Below are 15,878 nucleotides of genomic sequence, written 5' to 3' on the forward strand. Positions count from 1 at the left end.
CGTTATTCAGCCAACTTGCGCATCTCGGCGATGAGGTCGGATTTGCCTTCGAAGCCGATGCCGTGCAGCTCCGGCATCGTGATGTATCCGTTATCGACGCGAACGCCGTCGGGGAAGCCGCCGTATGGCTGGAACAGGTCCGGGTACGATTCGTTGCCGCCAAGTCCGAGGCCCGCCGCGATGTTCAGCGACATCTGGTGCCCGCCGTGGGGAATACAACGGCTGCGCGACCAGCCATGCTGATGCAGCATGTCGAGCGTTCGCAGATATTCAACGAGGCCGTAGCTCAACGCGCAATCGAATTGCAGCCAGTCGCGATCGGGGCGCATGCCGCCGTAGCGGATCAGGTTGCGAGCATCCTGCATCGAGAACAGGTTTTCGCCAGTTGCCATCGGCTTGTCATAGTAGTTGCGCAGCGTCGCCTGCAACTCGAAGTCGAGCGGGTCGCCCGCCTCTTCGTACCAGAACAGGTCGTACTGCGACAGGGCCTTCGCATACCTGATCGCCGTATCGAGGTCGAAGCGGCCATTGGCATCGACCGCGAGCTTCTGGCCGTCCTGCAGCACGCTGAGGATCGAGTCGATGCGTCGCAGGTCTTCGTCGAGCGAGGCACCGCCGATTTTCTTCTTCACGACCGTGTAGCCCCGGTCGATGTAGCTGCGCATCTCATCCTTGAGCTTTTCGTGGTCCTGGCCCGGATAGTAGTAGCCGCCCGCCGCGTAGACGAAGATCTTGCGGTTGGCCTGGCCATTGCCGTGCCGTTCCGCGAGCAGCTGAAACAGCGGTTTGCCCGCGATTTTCGCCACCGCGTCCCAGACGGCCATGTCGATCGTGCCGATGGCGACGGACCGCTCACCGTGGCCACCGGGCTTCTCGTTGATGAACATCGTCGCCCAGATCTTGTGGGGATCGAGGTTGTCGCCGGAGTCGTCGACCAGCGAGGCAGGGGCGGCCTCGAGCAGGCGCGGGATGAAGCGCTCGCGCATCAGCTTGCCCTGGCCGTAACGGCCGTTCGAGTTGAAGCCGTAGCCGATCACCGGCTTGCCGTCGCGAATGACGTCCGTGACGACCGCGACGAGACTCAAGGTCATTTTGCTGAAGTCGATGTAGGCGTTCCGGATCGGGGAACTGATCGGAATGGTTTTTTCGCGGATTTCAACGATTCTCACGCCACTGTCTCCAAGAGTTGAACAGTTATTGAGCCACGCCGGCTTCAATGTGGTGCATAGCTTAGCCGCGAAAGAGCTTGCTAGAATTCACTTAAGTTCACTACATATTTCACCCAAAGTGAGTACTGCCCCCGCATCCGACTTTGAGTTCTTCATTCTCCTTGCGAAACTCAGGAGCATGTCCGGCGCCGCCCGGGCGCTCGATCTGAGTCCGCCAGCGGCGACCAAGCGGCTGGGGATCATCGAGCAGCGGCTCGGCGCGCGTCTGGTCAACCGGACCACGCGCAGCGTCAGCCTGACGCCCGAGGGCGAGACTTATCTGCGCTACGCGTCCCAGATCGTCGGGCAGGTCCGCGAGATGGAGGAGGCCATATCCGGCGCCAGACGCGATCCGCATGGGCCGTTGCGCGTCAACGCGACGCTCGGTTTTGGCAGGACGACCATCGCACCGCTCGTCTCTGACTTCGCAAAGCGTTTTCCGAATGTCGAAGTTCAATTCGAGGTGACAGACCGGCCGGTCGATCTCGTCGAAGGGGCCTTCGACATGGCGATACGGTTCGGCGAGCTACCCGACAGTCGCCTGAGCGCCAGGCGCATCATGAGCAATCGCCGTTTTCTTTGCGCGTCCCCGAAATATCTGGAACGTTTTGGAACGCCCGAGCGGGTGGAGGACCTGCACCAGCATCGCTGCATCATTCATCGGCAGAACGATGACGCTTATGGCGTGTGGCGCTACATCGTGAACGACCACATCGAGGCGATCAAGGTGAAAGGCGCGCTATCGAGCAATGACGGCGACATTGCCCTTCGGTGGGCGCTCGACGGTCATGGGATTCTGATTCGCTCTGAATGGGATCTGGCCAAGTATTTACAGAGCGGGCGTCTTAAGCTGGTGCTGCCGAATACCGTGCTGCCGTCCGCGGACCTCTTCGTCTATTACCCCAGGCAGCGCAATCAGACCGCGCGGGCGCGCGCCTTCATCGACTTCCTCGTCGATCATTTTCACGCACCGTTCACACCGGTCGACGCCGTCGTCGAAGTTCCGGAAAGGAAGAAGTGGGTCTCGCGAAAGTGACGTTCATGTCGCGAGGACAGCGCTCGTGAAAAACCGCCGCAAGAATGGCGACCATTATTGGGTATGCGCGAACGTCACGCCGGTGATTGAAGGCGGCAAGACCGTCGGCTATCTGAGCGTTCGTACCAAGCCTTCGCGCGACGAAGTGAAGCTTGAAGCATGAGTCGCCGCTTACGGTCGCTCGATGATCGTTCCCTTTCGGGGCGGACCGCTCGGATCGTAGTGGAGGTCTAGCGCATCACCGACCGATTTTTTCCAGCGGCTCGATCTTTGCAGTCAACCTAGTTCGAACGAACTCACCCCGAACACGCGTTGCACGGGAATGGCCGGCGGGGCGCGAGTGTACATTCGCGCCGTTTCGAACGCGCTAACCATGCCGTAGCGTTCAGCGAGCGCTACGGCGGCCGCGTTGACCTCCGGGACGTCGAACGCGATGGCTTCGCCTGCGACGCTCGCGACCAGTCCGTCGAACAGATCGTTGGCAATCCGTGCGTCGTCGGCAAAGAGCGGACCGATCTTGTAGCCGGTCCCGCAACGGCGCAGCACGCCGTAACCCCTTATCTGAGCGTTGCGCACATCCGCCAGGGCCAGCGCCTGTGGTTGCGCGATCCAGTCTGCCAGGAAGCGGGGACGGGCGGTCGAAAAACATGCGCTGTCGTAGGCAACCAATTGCGCGAAGGGTACCTCCCGCGCGTTCGTCAGGTTTGGCCTCGACGCGGCTTGCACGACGCCCAGGAAGCGGATGTTGCGATAGGCGGGCTGGAAGCCGGATTTTTGATAGTTCTGCTGCTGGGCAACGACACCATCCAGGCCGATCGTACGATCGCCCAGATAGCGCATCGCGTGCTGCCAGGTGCGCAGACCGAAACCCCTGGCGCGAAACGCCGGCTTGACGATGTAGAGGCCAATGAAACCGAAGCGCTCATCGTAGGCGACTGCCGAGATACATGCCACCGGCTCCCCGCGCCAGGTACCGACGAAAAAGCCATTGGGGTCCGCATTCCAGAAGCACCTCGCGTCGTCGAGGCCCGGATTCCAACCCTCTGCCGCAGCCCATTCGACCGCCAGATCGACCTCGCGCAACGACATGTTGCGCACAAGGAAATCGTCACGATCATCCATGGTCAAATGCATCAACGTGATTGGCTACAACGTCTACGCAGGCGTGAAGACGACAGCGCCCTGCCCGGCAACTTGCGCGAAGGTCCGAGCGAAGCGGTAGGCCTGTCCTTCAATGACCAATTGGTTGAATCCTGACCGCGTGGTCTCCAGAAGCGCGCGGACCAGCTTGTTCGGAATGGCCGCGCAGCTTATCCAGTCCGCGTCTGGCTCGCCAGGATCACCAAGGTAGACTTCGCTATTTTCGCCTTGAGAGAGCACAAAAATCAGGCTCTTTCCTTTGTCTAGCGAAAGCTCCAGGTACTCTGAAAGCATAGATACCGCCTCGGTCGCTACATCGAGCGCGTCGCGAGAGGAAGAGTTCATAAGTGGCCTTTTGTGGGTCGGGCGTGGCATCCAATTAGGTAACAAGACATGGCACACCTGGAAGCCGATCAGACCGGCAACTGGCCGGGCGCACCATCCAGAATGCGAAGCTTGTCGTCGATGTCGGGAAGCTGATGGCCAGCCGCGCGAAGCTCGTTCACAAGCCGATGCGCAGTTGCACAACACTGCGCAAGCGTCTCATGCAGTCGCGGTTCGCCCCGCAAACCGGTCACCACCTTTTCCAGCTCGGAGGGGGGCTCGCTTAGCAGGGCGGGAACCACCTCTTCCGGCGGAATCAGCGACCCGTGGCTCAAAAGCTGGGCCGTCCACTCGCATCCATACAGCAGCGTCCGTCGCTCGGCCCGTTTCGCTTCTTCCTGCTCCAGAGTCGCGAGATTGTGCCGGTTCTTGTGAATCGAAGCGCGCCAGGTCGCGAGTATGTCGGCGCGCAACGCTGCAATTGCATTGCCGAGCGGCGTGCTCTGCCCGCCAACGACGAGCCGGCGTTCGTCAAGCCTGTCGACGTGGTCCCGGTATCCTTCGAGGAAGGGCTGCCAGTTCAAGGGCAATTCGGTCGTCTCGGAGAACGACCGGCTAGTCTCATTGAGCTCGGTCCTGATGTCCTCGATGGCCCGAGCGTCGGCAAGCCGTGCCTCATAGACCTCGTGAGCCGTCACCATCTGGCGATGAAGGGCGAAAAGGGGATTCTTGTGGCGGCGTTGCAGGTGTCGCTCGGCGGCGCCGGGATGAGCGCTCCATCTCCAGTTGGGCAGCGATTTCGCGTCGAAGTCGACCGCGTCTATCATGGGCCGGAATACCGCCAGCCCCTCTTCGGTCGCATGGTGAAAACAGTCAGCCAGTTTGAAGTCGTTGCCTTGCAGGTAGGTGCCTTCGTTCCCGGCATAAGGCGAGTCCGGTGCGAGCCGGAGGAAGGCAGTAGCGAGGAAAAACTCCATGGGTAGCTCGACGGACATGCCCTCCAGTCGGAAGGTGCGCTGTTGAGCGGAAAGGTCCTCGACAGAATGCGCGAGGCGGTTTTCGAGGTCGAGGAGCGAGTCGATCCTGTCGCCGGACGACGGTTGCATCGCGTCGGCGAGCAGGCACAAAGACTCACGCACCATTTTTGCCGCGATCGTGCCGTGCTTCTCGGCGAAAAGCCACAACCAGAGGGCAAGCTGATACCCCCGAACTCCGTTTCGCGCGAGCGTTTCGACTTCGGGCGCAAAAGTAATTCCAGGCGCGGCCCAGTTCGCAAACGGTGGCGAGTCGCTGCCCAGGTACATATCCAGAAGCTGCTTCAACGACTCATGCGTGCCGCTCGGCCAGCTTCGCGTCTCGTCGTACCGCTTCTCGGTCTTCCAAAGTTTCCAGGCCATCGTGAACCTCGCAAGAGTGTGCGGGATGCGGCTTGGTGAAGATACTTGCACACTCGGTCGGGGGCGTAAACCGGCGGTTGACCTTGTTGACCCGGAGAGGTCGCCGCGGTGCGAAAGGGGTTTAAAGCGGGTCAAAACGCTATGAGGATCAATCGGCTTTTGGTCGATCAGTGCCGCCATAAGTCAGGCTTTCTCGGCCTGCGCGATCCTGGACTGGCGCGACTCGGAAGCGGTGTCTGGGCGCATTCGAATCCCGCGGCTCGTGGTCGGTCGAGGTTTCGCTCACGCGCGGTTAGTACTAGGCTAGAAGCCGGATCGACGAAGACCGGCTGACGCGCGAACCATCCACGGTCGCGTTGGCCCATGTTCGACGTGTTTTCATCGGCGTGTTGCCGCAATGGAGCGAGGTCCACCATGCAATTGTCCGCCGTCAAGGTCGTCAAGCCCGAAGCGACCAACTTCATTCTCGGGCAAAGCCACTTCATCAAATCTGTCGAGGATATTCACGAAGCGATGGTCGGCACGGTGCCCGGCATCAAGTTCGGTCTCGCGTTTTGCGAGGCTTCCGGCAAGCGCCTCGTGCGGCGCTCCGGCACGGACGAAAGCCTCGTCGAGATGGCATGCCAGAACGCAACCAACGTCGGCGCGGGCCATAGCTTCTTCGTGTTTCTGGGCGACGGCTTTTTCCCCGTCAACGTGCTGAACACGATCAAGGCCGTGCCGGAGGTCTGCCGCATCTTCTGCGCAACGGCGAATCCCGTCGAAGTGCTGATCGCTGAAACAGATCAGGGGCGAGGCATCGTCGGCGTGGTCGATGGTTTTTCGCCTGTCGGCACGGAAAGCGCGGAAGACATTCAATGGCGCAAGGATCTTTTGCGCACGATAGGCTACAAGCTGTAGCGGCTGCGCGTTCACCCGCTTCACGCGCGCCGCCACGCCTGCCGACGTCCTATGGAACGACAACGACGCCTGATTCCGGGCACGCTGTGGCCCGCCATTGTGCGACAGACCGGACATGCGCTGAGCTGCGGCGCGCTGCGACCGATCGACACGCAACAGTCCGTGATCGACAGCGGCGGCATCCGCTTTCTCGTGCGTCAGGTGTCGAGCCTGACGCGCAAGGAACAGCAACGCGAGCAAGCGCGAAAACTGCAGACGGCAAAGCACCTTCAGGCGAACCCATTTCTTCCCTATGAGCCGGATCTGTTCGTCGCCGACATCTCCGATACTCACCTCGCGTTGCTGAACAAGTTCAACGTGATCGATCATCATCTGCTGATCGTCACGCGCGAATTCGAACCGCAGGAAGCGCTGCTCAATCTTGCCGATTTCGAAGCGCTGCTCGCGTGCATGGCCGAATTCGACGGCATCGGCTTTTACAACGCCGGCACGCAGGCGGGCGCGAGCCAGCCGCACAAGCACCTGCAGATCGTGCCGCTGCCGCTCGGGGAAGTCGATCCGTCCGTGCCTGTCGAGCCCTTGCTCGGTGCGGAGAACGGCTTGCCGGATCTGCCGTTTCGGCATGCGTTCGCACGCTTTCATGCCGATGATCTGGCTCGCGCGGATGCGCCGAAGCTGGCGCTTTCCCGCTATCGCACGCTGCTCGACGCGGCGGATATCGGCGCGCTCGAAATCGACCGTGCCTGCTGTCATGCGACGCCCTACAACCTGCTGGTCACGCGGCGCTGGATGTTGCTCGTGCCGAGATCGCAAGAGCGAGTCGAAGGCGTGTCGGTCAACGCGCTCGGCTTTGCGGGCTCGCTGTTCGTGCGCGACGCGGCTCAACTGGATGTGATCGAAAGGCTCGGCCCGATGACGGTATTGGAACGCGTCGCGCTGCCTGCGAATACATAGCGACCGCGCAACCGATCGCGCAGCAGAAACTCACGCGACGAACTCAAGCACCGTCCGACTGCAAATACCTGTGTGCGAAAGCAATCGCCATGCTGCCCTCGCCGACGGCCGAAGCGACGCGCTTCACAGGACTCAGTCTCACGTCTCCGCACGCGAACACGCCAGCCACGCTCGATTCGAGCAGATAAGGATCGCGCTGATGCGACCAGCGTCCGGCCTTGACGACGTCATCGCCGGTCAGAACGTAGCCGCGCACGTCGCGCGCGATTTCGGGCGGCAGCCACTCCGTCTGCGCATCCGCTCCGATGAAGACGAACAGACCGCCGCAGTCGTGTCGGCTCACTGCGTCGCTCGTCGAATCGCGAACGGTGATGGCCGTCAAATGCGTATCGCCATGCGCGCCGACGACTTCCGAGCGCAGCCGCACCGCGACATTCGATTTGCCCGCTAGCTGTTCGACGAGATAGCGCGACATGCCCTTTTCGAGCGAATCGCCGCGCACGACGAGCGTCACGCTGCGCGCATGATTGGCGAAGTACAACGCCGCCTGGCCGGCCGAATTGCCGCCGCCGATCAGATGGACATCGAGGCCGTGCGTCGCGCTCGCTTCGCTGCGCGCCGCGCCGTAGTAAATCCCCTTGCCGATCAAGCGGTCGAAGCCGTCGATCGCAAGCCGCCGCCACGTGACGCCCGTCGCGAGAATGATGGTTCGAGCGTGCACGGCGTCGCCGCCATCGAGATGAATCCGCCGCGCCTGCACATCGATGCGCTCGACCGAGCGCGTCACGAGGATCTCCGCGCCGAGCCGCCGTGCCTGTTGCAGCGCGCGGCTCGCGAGTTCGTCGCCGGAAACACCGTTGGGAAAGCCGAGATAATTTTCGATGCGCGAGGACGTGCCCGCCTGTCCGCCCGGCGCCTCGCGCTCGAGCACCAGCGTGCGCAGACCTTCCGACGCGCCGTATACCGCCGCCGCCAGCCCCGCGGGGCCGCCGCCGATGATCGCCGTGTCGTATCCGGCCAGACGCGGCTGCGTCTGGAGGCCGAGCAGTCCCGCAAGCTCGCGGGTCGCGGGCCGCCTCAGCACCGTGCCGTCGACGAGGCGCAAAGCGGGGCACTCGCCTTCCGCCGGACATGTGCCAGGCCAGCGCGCGGCCAGTTCGGGCGCATCCGGCGCCAGCCAGTCGACGCTGATCTGATTGCGCGCGAGGAACTGGCGCAGCAGCGTGCACGCATTGTCCCAACGGTTGCCGACGATCGTCACACGCGCCTTCGGCGGCTCGGCGGAAAGACTTTGCAGCCCGCCGATGCGTTCGCGAGCAAGCGCCCCCATCTTGAACGCCACCTCGGGCGACGCCGCCGCGAGCGCATAGTATTGCGGCGCGTCGACCCGCATCACGCGCGAAGGCTCGGCCGCTCGATACGCGCCCGGAAACGGTGAGCTCAGCGCGAGCGGCACTTCGCCGAAGATCGTACCGGGCAGACGCCAGCCCAAGGTTCGCTCGATGCCGTCGAACGTCTTGATGACTTCCATCTTGCCCGACAGCACGGCGTATAACGCGCGCTCGCCGCCTTCATGGACCGCGAACTCGCCCGCGCATAGATGCAGGTCGGCGCACGCGTGCACGAGGATTTCCAGTTCGCTGTCGGGGAGGGTCGAGAACAGCGGCACGGCGCGGATGTCGTCGATCGTCAGCATGGCTTGGTTTTCCGTTCTGTCAGGCAGATCACGTAACGCGCGGTCCACCGCGTTTCAGCGGCGTCATGTCGGACGATTGGACTCGCGCGAACGGATGTGCAGACAAGGCGCGAAGTCAGCAACCGCACCGACCCAGTATAGGATTTTCAGATCGCGCTGCAGACGATCGAGCCATGGGTGCGCTTCTGAAAGACCTAAGATGGATGAACCGGCCGCGGTATGAATGCCGTATTTCGTCGCTGCCATGCAACCAGTGCCAGGCGATCAGCGTGGAGGTGCGCAATGGAGTTTCGATGGGTGCGAATGGTGTGTCTGGCGACGTACGTGTGTGCCAGCGCGCAAGCATGTCTGGCCGCGGATTCGTCGGCGGCGCTCGCGGCTCCTGTCGCGCCGCCGGTCGTCTATGTCTCCGATTTCGATCTCGACGCCGCGAACATCGCCCCTGACAGCGGGCCCGGCCACCGCGCGCGAGGCATCCTGGGCAATCTCGTGCCTGAGGGCCCGCTGCGTCAGCAGCAGGATCCGCAGGCGCGTGCGCGAGACATGGTTGCGCTGATGGCGCAATCTCTGACGGACGATCTGAAGAAGGCCGGAGTAGACGCGCGCCGCGTCACGCCGGGTGACCCGCTGCCCCACGGCGGCTGGCAGGTGCGCGGCGTTTTTCTCAGTGTCGATGAGGGTAATCGGCTGCGTCGCGCGATGGTGGGCATGGGCGCGGGCCAAAGCCAGTTTCAGGTCGCGGTTTCCTGCGATAACCTGGCTACGCCGGAGTTACCGCCGCTCTATGAAACTGTTGAAGAGGGGGCGAGCAGGGATATGCCGGGCGCCGTGATCAAGCTCAACCCTTACGTGATCGCCGCGAAGGTCGTGCTGTCCGGCCGCGATGAAAAGACGGCGGTCAGGAAAAGCGCGGAGCAGATCGCTGACGAACTCGCGCGACGGCTTCAGACGGAGGCAAGGGAGGCCGGCGGCGCAGCCCCCGCCCGATAGGCGGCCGAAGCCGCACGCTCAGCAGCCCGTCTGCTTGACGCGCTCGACCGCGAGGCCGAACACCGGACGCAGCTTCGTGCCGACCACGTTGCCCAAAAATGCCGAGACGAGCCACAGCCAGCCGTGCAGGCTGCCCGACACAATGCCGCTGAAGTAGGCGCCGATATTGCAGCCGTACGCGAGGCGCGCGCCGTAGCCGAGAATCAGTCCGCCGACGATCGCCGCGATCAGCGAGCGCAGCGGCAGACGCCACACCGGCGCATAGCGGCCGGCGAGCGAAGCGGCAACCATCGCGCCGATCACGATGCCGATGTCCATGACCGACTTCACGTCGTGGCTGATCGGTGCGGCAAGGGCGGCCGCGTTCGGGCCGGTGCTCCACACATGCCAGCTCGCGACGTCGACGCCCATCGCGGAGAACGCCTTCGCGCCCCACAGCGCGAATGCCGACGTGATGCCCCACGGATGGCCCGACAGCGCGAGCGTCACGAAGTTGAGGATCGCGAGCACGACGCCGCCGGCGAGGAGCGGCCACGGGCCATTCAGCCACGGCGATGCGTTCGGGGCGCGATCCACGTCGCTGACGAGACGGCCGTGACGGCGCTTTTCGATCAGCACGGTCAGCGCGGCGATGGCCGCGAACACCACGAGGTTCAGCGCGATCGCCGGGCCGACGCCGAGCGTCTGCACGAGCGAGATCGGCGGCAGATGCGGCAGCGCGGACCAGAACGGCATGTGCGCGGTGCCGATCACCGAGCCGATGATGAATGCGATCAGCGTGACCACCATCCGCGTGCTGCCGCCGCCGACCGTATACAGCGTGCCGGAGGCGCAGCCGCCGCCGAGCTGCATGCCGATGCCGAACATGAACGCGCCGATCAGGACCGACGTGCCGACGGGCGACACTTCGCCGACGACCGGATGACCGAATAGCGTGCCGGCGGAAAGCGCCGGGAAGAACAGCAGCACGCCGATCGCCAGCATCAGCATCTGCGCGCGCAGGCCGGCGCCGCGGCCGTCGGCGATGAACACGCGCCATGCGGACGTGAAGCCGAACGCGGCGTGATAGAGCGTGACGCCGAGCAGCGCGCCGAGGACGTATAGCGCGGCCTGTTTCACGCTGACGGTCTGCGCGAGATAGATCGCGCCGAGCACGACCAGCGCGAGCGCGACGGCGAGCGGCTTCGGATTGATGTTGACGAGACGGCGGGGCGCGCTGAACGGCGTGGAGAGATCGGACATGATGGGCGGGGCGGACACGCTTGTCGCGCGAGGGCGGCACGCCTATGAAACGGCGGTCGCTGCGCGGGAGGAGGGCCGCGAATAATCGTTTTTGGGAAAGCTCGGAAGTATACCGAAATGTCGCGTTGCGGCTGTTGCCCAGCAAGGCTCGCGCTGCTCGATGGCGAATCCGGGCGCGGGCGGTGCCGCCAGGCTGCAAGGCCCGCCGCACGGGGCTTGACGGTGGTCGACGGCGCTTGAAACCATTGACTTAATGACCTGCCGTAATAACGGTATTTCAAATTTGCATTGAAATCGTTATCAAGATGGAAGGCGACGGTGATCCCGTCCCAGTCGCGCAACAACATTTCGGGCCGAAATATCGACCAAATCAGCCACGGTCGTTAAGTGGCGACGAGGCGAACTGCTAACCTTCATACGCGGCGACTCACGCGCTTCCGGTCGGCTCCGCGGGTCGTTGGCAGCCGTTTCGCGCGAGCGTGGAAGGGGGATGTATGAGCACTCGAAGGCCATCTCTGCTGCGGCAACGTCCATCGCAACGCCGTCATGCAAGCGTGCGAATTTCATTTGCCATCGTCATTTCGCTGACCGGACTTGCCACGACGCACGTCGCGTACGCGGCGGGTACCCTGCCGCAAGGCGGGCATTTCGTCGCCGGCTCTGGAAGCATCACTCAGAACGATGCCAGCATGAGCATCACGCAAGCGGGCTCGCGCGGCATCATCGAATGGAACAGTTTTTCGATCGGATCGTGCCGCACGGTGTCGATCAACAACGGCACGGGCGCGACACTCAATCGCGTGACGGGTAACGATGTGTCGGCGATCTACGGCACGCTGAAGGGCACCGGCAGTATCTATCTCGTCAATCCGCATGGCGTGCTCATCGGGCCAGGCGGCGTGGTGTCGACGGGAGGGCGTTTCGTCGCGTCGACGCTCGACGTCCCCAACGATGTCTTTCTCAACCCGCCCGTGTTCGGTGGCTCGGGTTACACAGGCAGTTCCACGGCGGATGTAGTCAATCTCGGCAAGATCAGTTCGTCGGGTGGGGACGTGTTCCTGATATCGGCCAGCAAGGTCACGAACGCAGGGACGATCGATGCGCCGAACGGCAATGCCGAACTCGTCGCAGGCCGTCAGGTCCGGCTCTTCGACGGCCACTTTCAACAAGTCTTCGTGGAGGTGGGAAGCGGCGGCACGGTGACGAACTCAGGCACGGTACAGGCGGCGATCATCAACGTGCAGGCGGCCGACGGCAATATCTTCGCGCTCGCGGGTCATTCGGGCGCCCTGCGCGCCACCGGCACCGCGACGCGCGACGGCCACGTCTGGCTCGTCGCGAACACCACCGTCAATGGGGTCGTCGTCAACTCCGGCAACGTCGATGCGCGCGGCGCGCAGATCAGCGCGCGTAACGCGGACGGCAGCGGCGGGACGCTCGACATGTCCGGCAAGGACGTCAAGGTCGGCGGCGCGGATGTGCGGGCGAAAGCATGGAACATCACCACTGGGGACTTCACCGCGGACGTCCCCACCGCCAACACGCTCGGCGCAAGTCTGAGCAACGGCGCGTCCATCTCCGTGCTCGCGAACGGCGCGGACGGCAAGCTCGGGGCGACCGGCGAGGGAGACATCGCGATCGAAGCGAGCGTACGCTGGCACGGAGCCTCCTCCCTGACGCTCGACGCGGCGCACTCGCTGACGATCGCACCGCAGGCGACCATCGCCAATAGGGGCACAGGCTCGCTCACGCTGTCCGCCGACACCTATGGTTTCGACAACGGCGGCAGTCTGACCAACCAGGGCACGATCGACTGGTCGCGAAGCATGGGCATCGTCAGCGGCCTGTACGACATGAACGGCAGCTACACGCCCGGCACCGTGTACACCAACGTATCGTGGCACCCCGCGCCGTTTACCGGGCTCGTCACGCAGTTCACGGCCTATCAACTCGTCAACTCCATGACGGACCTGAGCGCAGTGAATAACAACCTCGCCGGCAACTATGCGTTGGGCAGCAGGGGGCTGGAATTCGCGGGTGCGCCGGAGTTCGGAGGCATCGGCACCGCCGCGAATCCGTTCACCGGTCAGTTCGACGGCAGGGGGCATCTCCCCGCGGATCTGCGTCTCTCAAGCGCGGCCGATACCGGACTCTTCGGCGTGATCGGCAAGAGCGGCGTCGTGCGCAATTTCACGCTCGCGGACGGCACCGCGACGTCCTCGGGAGAAACGGTCGGCTTGCTGGCCGGCATCAACTACGGATACATGGTGAACGTCGGCGCAACGGGCGCCATCGGTGCCCCGGGCAACACGAGCACAGTGGCCGGCGGTCTGGTCGGCGAGAACTTTGGGCGCATCGAGCGCTCGTGGGCGGGCGTGAACATCGTCGGCGTGGGCCAGATCGGTGGGCTGGTCGGCCTGAACGACGGTCGCATCGATCAGTCTTTCGCGATCGGCCGCGCAACAGCCGGTGCGCAAAACACGGTCGGCGGACTCGTCGGCACCAACCATGGCGTCATCGGCCGATCGTATGCCTACGAATTCCTGAACGGCGGCGCGACTGTCGGCGGACTTGTCGGCATCAATACGGGCTTCATCCGCCAGTCGTATGCCGCGTCCAGACTCACGGCGGGCGCGAACTCGACGAAGGGCGGTATCGCGGGCACGAACAGCGGCCAGATCGCGGCGAACGTGTTCTGGAACAGCCAATCGTCGGGGGCGGCGGCGGGTGTCGGTTCGGGCACGGCGGTGGCCAGTTCGAGCGGACTCACGGACACCCAGTTGCTCGAGCCGGCGAGCTTCGGTCCGACGTGGGATTTCAGCGCGGACGGCACGTGGGTCGCGGGATATCCGGGGCCTCAGTTGCGCTGGCTGGCAGGGCACTGACATCGAGGGTCCGACAGAACCCGGCGCGGGCGCACTGGGCCTTCGGTGCCGCGATCACGATGCAAGCCGGATTCAGCGGTTTGACGACTGTTCGCGCAGGTAGGCCTGGGCTTCCGCCTCCGTCTCATAGACATAAGGTGACAGCCCGCGCCGCGTAAGGGCGCCACCGAGCTTGGCGCGCATGAAAGCGCTGGTAGTGAAGCGCGTTACGCCGAGATAGTAGCGCTGCACCATATCCTCGACCATTTCGACGTACGCGTCCTCCAGCGCGGGGTCCAACACGAAACCCTCGTAGTTCACCACTGCATAAACCTTGTGGTCCAGTGGTTCGCAGACGCGCCATACCTGAGTCCGGATCGCCGCGATGTCGTCGGGACGCTTCACCTCGAGGCGCGCGAAATTGAGAAACATGATGTTCTTGTCGTCGTCGTAGATGAAGCGCGCTTCCAGCGGCAGTCGCAAAACATTCGAGCGCAGGCCCATCGGTTCAGGCAGGAAAATCCGCTCGTCCATCTGCGTCGGCGAACGCAGGATCGGTGCGAAGTCCATCCTGGCCAGAATATCGCGCTCCAGATCGACGCCCGGTGCAATCTCGATGAGTTCCATGCCCTCGGCGCCCAGCTCGAACACGCAACGCTCGGTGATGTAGAGGACCGGCTTGCCCAGTGCCGCCGCATACGGGCCAGAGAACGTGCGATGCTCGACTTCCTCGATGAATTTCCTGGCCGTGCCGTCACGGTGGATATGCAGCTTGCCGTCGACGACCGAAATCTGGCTGTGGCCCGCCATGAAAGTGCCGACGAACACGACTTTCCTGGCGTTCTGGCTGATGTTGATGAAGCCTCCGGCGCCGGCCAGGCGCGGCCCGAATCTCGACACATTGAGGTTTCCCATGCGATCAGCCTGGGCGAGGCCAAGAAAGGCGACGTCGAGCCCGCCGCCGTCATAGAAATCGAACTGGGCGGGCTGATCGATGACCGCCTGCGCATTGGTCGCCGCGCCGAAGTTCAAGCCTCCCGCTGGAATGCCGCCGATGACGCCGGGCTCGGTGGTCAGCGTCAGCAGGTCGAGGATCCTTTCCTCGTTGGCGACGCTGGCGATGCCTTCGGGCATGCCGATTCCGAGATTCACCACGCTGTTTGGCTGGAGTTCCATTGCCGCGCGTCGCGCGACCACCTTGCGCTCACTCATCGGCATCGGCGCCACACTGCTCGCGGGCACCCGAATTTCGCCGGCGTACGCCGGACTGTATGGTGTGGCAAAGGTCTGCTGGTGGTTCTCGGGCGGCGCCAGCACGACGCAATCGACCAGCACGCCGGGGATCTTGACCTGTCGCGGATTGAGCGAGCCGCTTTCGGCGATGCGCTCCACCTGGACGATCACGAGGCCGTGGCAGTTGTGCGCGGCCATGGCGATCGCGAGAGCCTCCAGTGTCAGGGCTTCGCGCTCCATCGTCACATTGCCTTCCGGGTCGGCAGTGGTGCCGCGCACGATCGCGACGTTGATCGGGAAGGCCTTGTAGAACAGATATTCCTCGTCGCCTATCCGCATCAACTCGACCAGATTCTCGGTGGTGCGCTCGTTCAGTTTGCCACCACCGAAGCGCGGATCGACGAAGGTGCCGAGCCCGACCCGGGAGAGATGGCCTGGCTTTCCGGCCGCAATGTCGCGAAACAGGTGGCTGATCACGCCCTGCGGCAGGTTATACGCCTCGATCTGGTTATCCACCGCAAGCTGCTGTAGCTTCGGCACGAGGCCCCAGTGTCCGCCGATGACGCGCTTGACGAGTCCCGGCGTCGCCAGGTGGTTCAGTCCGCGTTCCTTGCCGTCTCCCTGGCCGGCCGCATAGACTAGCGTGAGGTTGGCGGGCTTTGGGAGGGTGACTAACGCATCCTCGTCACGCGCCGTACAGAGTTCCTCGATGGCAATGGCGATGTCTTCGGCGAAGCCGATGCCGACGAAGCCGCCCGTCGCGACCGTATCGCCGTCGCGGATCAGGCGCACGGCATCGCGCGCCGACGTCACTTTGCCGGACGAGCGGGAAAGGATGGCCGGTGAAAGCGCCCCCGCGGTTGATTGCGTGCTCACGTTTCACCTCGCCTGATT

13 protein-coding genes are annotated in these 15,878 nt (G+C 63.6%); 6 read left to right on the forward strand and 7 right to left on the reverse strand.

Annotated features, from left to right (window positions below; all coding sequences use genetic code 11):
• Positions 1 to 2: 2 nt before the first annotated feature.
• Entirely contained in the window at positions 3 to 1,169 is a 1,167-nt protein-coding gene (locus tag HDG39_RS10465; RefSeq protein ID WP_184005633.1) for a mandelate racemase/muconate lactonizing enzyme family protein, read from the reverse strand.
• A gap of 118 nt (positions 1,170 to 1,287) precedes the next feature.
• Between HDG39_RS10465 and HDG39_RS10470 the strand changes: the two genes are divergently transcribed.
• Both HDG39_RS10470 and HDG39_RS10475 read left to right on the forward strand, forming a co-directional pair.
• Positions 1,288 to 2,244: a LysR family transcriptional regulator gene (locus tag HDG39_RS10470; RefSeq protein ID WP_184005910.1), complete on the forward strand. Its 957-nt coding sequence runs from the start codon at positions 1,288 to 1,290 to the stop codon at positions 2,242 to 2,244.
• A 25-nt stretch (positions 2,245 to 2,269) separates the two neighbouring features.
• Entirely contained in the window at positions 2,270 to 2,407 is a 138-nt protein-coding gene (locus HDG39_RS10475) for a hypothetical protein (RefSeq protein ID WP_184005636.1), read from the forward strand.
• Positions 2,408 to 2,520: 113 nt separating this feature from the next.
• On the opposite strand, the gene HDG39_RS10480 is transcribed toward HDG39_RS10475, so the two are convergent.
• From HDG39_RS10480 to HDG39_RS10490, 3 genes are all read right to left on the reverse strand, one after another.
• Positions 2,521 to 3,366: a GNAT family N-acetyltransferase gene (locus HDG39_RS10480; protein ID WP_184005637.1), complete on the reverse strand. Its 846-nt coding sequence runs from the start codon at positions 3,364 to 3,366 to the stop codon at positions 2,521 to 2,523.
• A gap of 33 nt (positions 3,367 to 3,399) precedes the next feature.
• A complete protein-coding gene (locus HDG39_RS10485; protein ID WP_184005639.1) occupies positions 3,400 to 3,729 on the reverse strand; it encodes a hypothetical protein in 330 nt (109 codons plus the stop codon).
• Positions 3,730 to 3,797: 68 nt separating this feature from the next.
• On the reverse strand, positions 3,798 to 5,105 hold the full coding sequence (locus tag HDG39_RS10490; protein WP_184005641.1) for a tryptophan leader peptide: 1,308 nt from the start codon (positions 5,103 to 5,105) through the stop codon (positions 3,798 to 3,800).
• Between the two features lie 414 nt (positions 5,106 to 5,519).
• On the opposite strand from HDG39_RS10490, the gene HDG39_RS10495 reads away from it, so the two are divergent.
• Both HDG39_RS10495 and HDG39_RS10500 read left to right on the forward strand, forming a co-directional pair.
• Complete coding sequence (locus HDG39_RS10495; protein WP_018422486.1) at positions 5,520 to 6,005, forward strand: adenosine-specific kinase; 486 nt, start codon at positions 5,520 to 5,522, stop codon at positions 6,003 to 6,005.
• Positions 6,006 to 6,056: 51 nt separating this feature from the next.
• Positions 6,057 to 6,959 carry an ATP adenylyltransferase family protein gene (locus tag HDG39_RS10500; protein WP_184005644.1) on the forward strand — a complete coding sequence of 301 codons (903 nt, stop codon included), beginning with the start codon at positions 6,057 to 6,059 and terminating at the stop codon, positions 6,957 to 6,959.
• Positions 6,960 to 7,002: 43 nt separating this feature from the next.
• Here the strand turns inward: HDG39_RS10500 and HDG39_RS10505 are convergent, their stop codons facing one another.
• Positions 7,003 to 8,655 carry an FAD-dependent oxidoreductase gene (locus tag HDG39_RS10505; protein WP_184005646.1) on the reverse strand — a complete coding sequence of 551 codons (1,653 nt, stop codon included), beginning with the start codon at positions 8,653 to 8,655 and terminating at the stop codon, positions 7,003 to 7,005.
• Positions 8,656 to 8,979: 324 nt separating this feature from the next.
• On the opposite strand from HDG39_RS10505, the gene HDG39_RS10510 reads away from it, so the two are divergent.
• The gene (locus HDG39_RS10510; protein WP_311666761.1) at positions 8,980 to 9,645 is read left to right on the forward strand and encodes a DUF4410 domain-containing protein; all 666 of its coding nucleotides are present in this window, start codon (positions 8,980 to 8,982) and stop codon (positions 9,643 to 9,645) included.
• A gap of 18 nt (positions 9,646 to 9,663) precedes the next feature.
• On the opposite strand, the gene HDG39_RS10515 is transcribed toward HDG39_RS10510, so the two are convergent.
• The gene (locus HDG39_RS10515) at positions 9,664 to 10,887 is read right to left on the reverse strand and encodes a YeeE/YedE family protein (RefSeq protein WP_184005650.1); all 1,224 of its coding nucleotides are present in this window, start codon (positions 10,885 to 10,887) and stop codon (positions 9,664 to 9,666) included.
• Positions 10,888 to 11,381: 494 nt separating this feature from the next.
• On the opposite strand from HDG39_RS10515, the gene HDG39_RS10520 reads away from it, so the two are divergent.
• On the forward strand, positions 11,382 to 13,772 hold the full coding sequence (locus HDG39_RS10520; protein ID WP_221305685.1) for a filamentous hemagglutinin N-terminal domain-containing protein: 2,391 nt from the start codon (positions 11,382 to 11,384) through the stop codon (positions 13,770 to 13,772).
• Positions 13,773 to 13,844: 72 nt separating this feature from the next.
• On the opposite strand, the gene HDG39_RS10525 is transcribed toward HDG39_RS10520, so the two are convergent.
• Positions 13,845 to 15,860 carry an acyl CoA:acetate/3-ketoacid CoA transferase gene (locus HDG39_RS10525; RefSeq protein WP_184005652.1) on the reverse strand — a complete coding sequence of 672 codons (2,016 nt, stop codon included), beginning with the start codon at positions 15,858 to 15,860 and terminating at the stop codon, positions 13,845 to 13,847.
• Positions 15,861 to 15,878 lie beyond the last annotated feature (18 nt).

The sequence above is a fragment of the Paraburkholderia lebeckiae genome, from assembly GCF_014201005.1.
GTDB lineage: Bacteria > Pseudomonadota > Gammaproteobacteria > Burkholderiales > Burkholderiaceae > Paraburkholderia > Paraburkholderia tuberum.

Coding starts and splice junctions, on each gene's coding strand:
- HDG39_RS10480 (WP_184005637.1), bottom strand. CDS start 3,366: ATGGATGATCGTGACGATTTCCTTGTGCGCAACATGTCGTTGCGCGAG.
- HDG39_RS10485 (WP_184005639.1), bottom strand. CDS start 3,729: ATGAACTCTTCCTCTCGCGACGCGCTCGATGTAGCGACCGAGGCGGTA.
- HDG39_RS10520 (WP_221305685.1), top strand. CDS start 11,382: ATGAGCACTCGAAGGCCATCTCTGCTGCGGCAACGTCCATCGCAACGC.
- HDG39_RS10500 (WP_184005644.1), top strand. CDS start 6,057: ATGGAACGACAACGACGCCTGATTCCGGGCACGCTGTGGCCCGCCATT.
- HDG39_RS10495 (WP_018422486.1), top strand. CDS start 5,520: ATGCAATTGTCCGCCGTCAAGGTCGTCAAGCCCGAAGCGACCAACTTC.
- HDG39_RS10505 (WP_184005646.1), bottom strand. CDS start 8,655: ATGCTGACGATCGACGACATCCGCGCCGTGCCGCTGTTCTCGACCCTC.
- HDG39_RS10515 (WP_184005650.1), bottom strand. CDS start 10,887: ATGTCCGATCTCTCCACGCCGTTCAGCGCGCCCCGCCGTCTCGTCAAC.
- HDG39_RS10490 (WP_184005641.1), bottom strand. CDS start 5,105: ATGGCCTGGAAACTTTGGAAGACCGAGAAGCGGTACGACGAGACGCGA.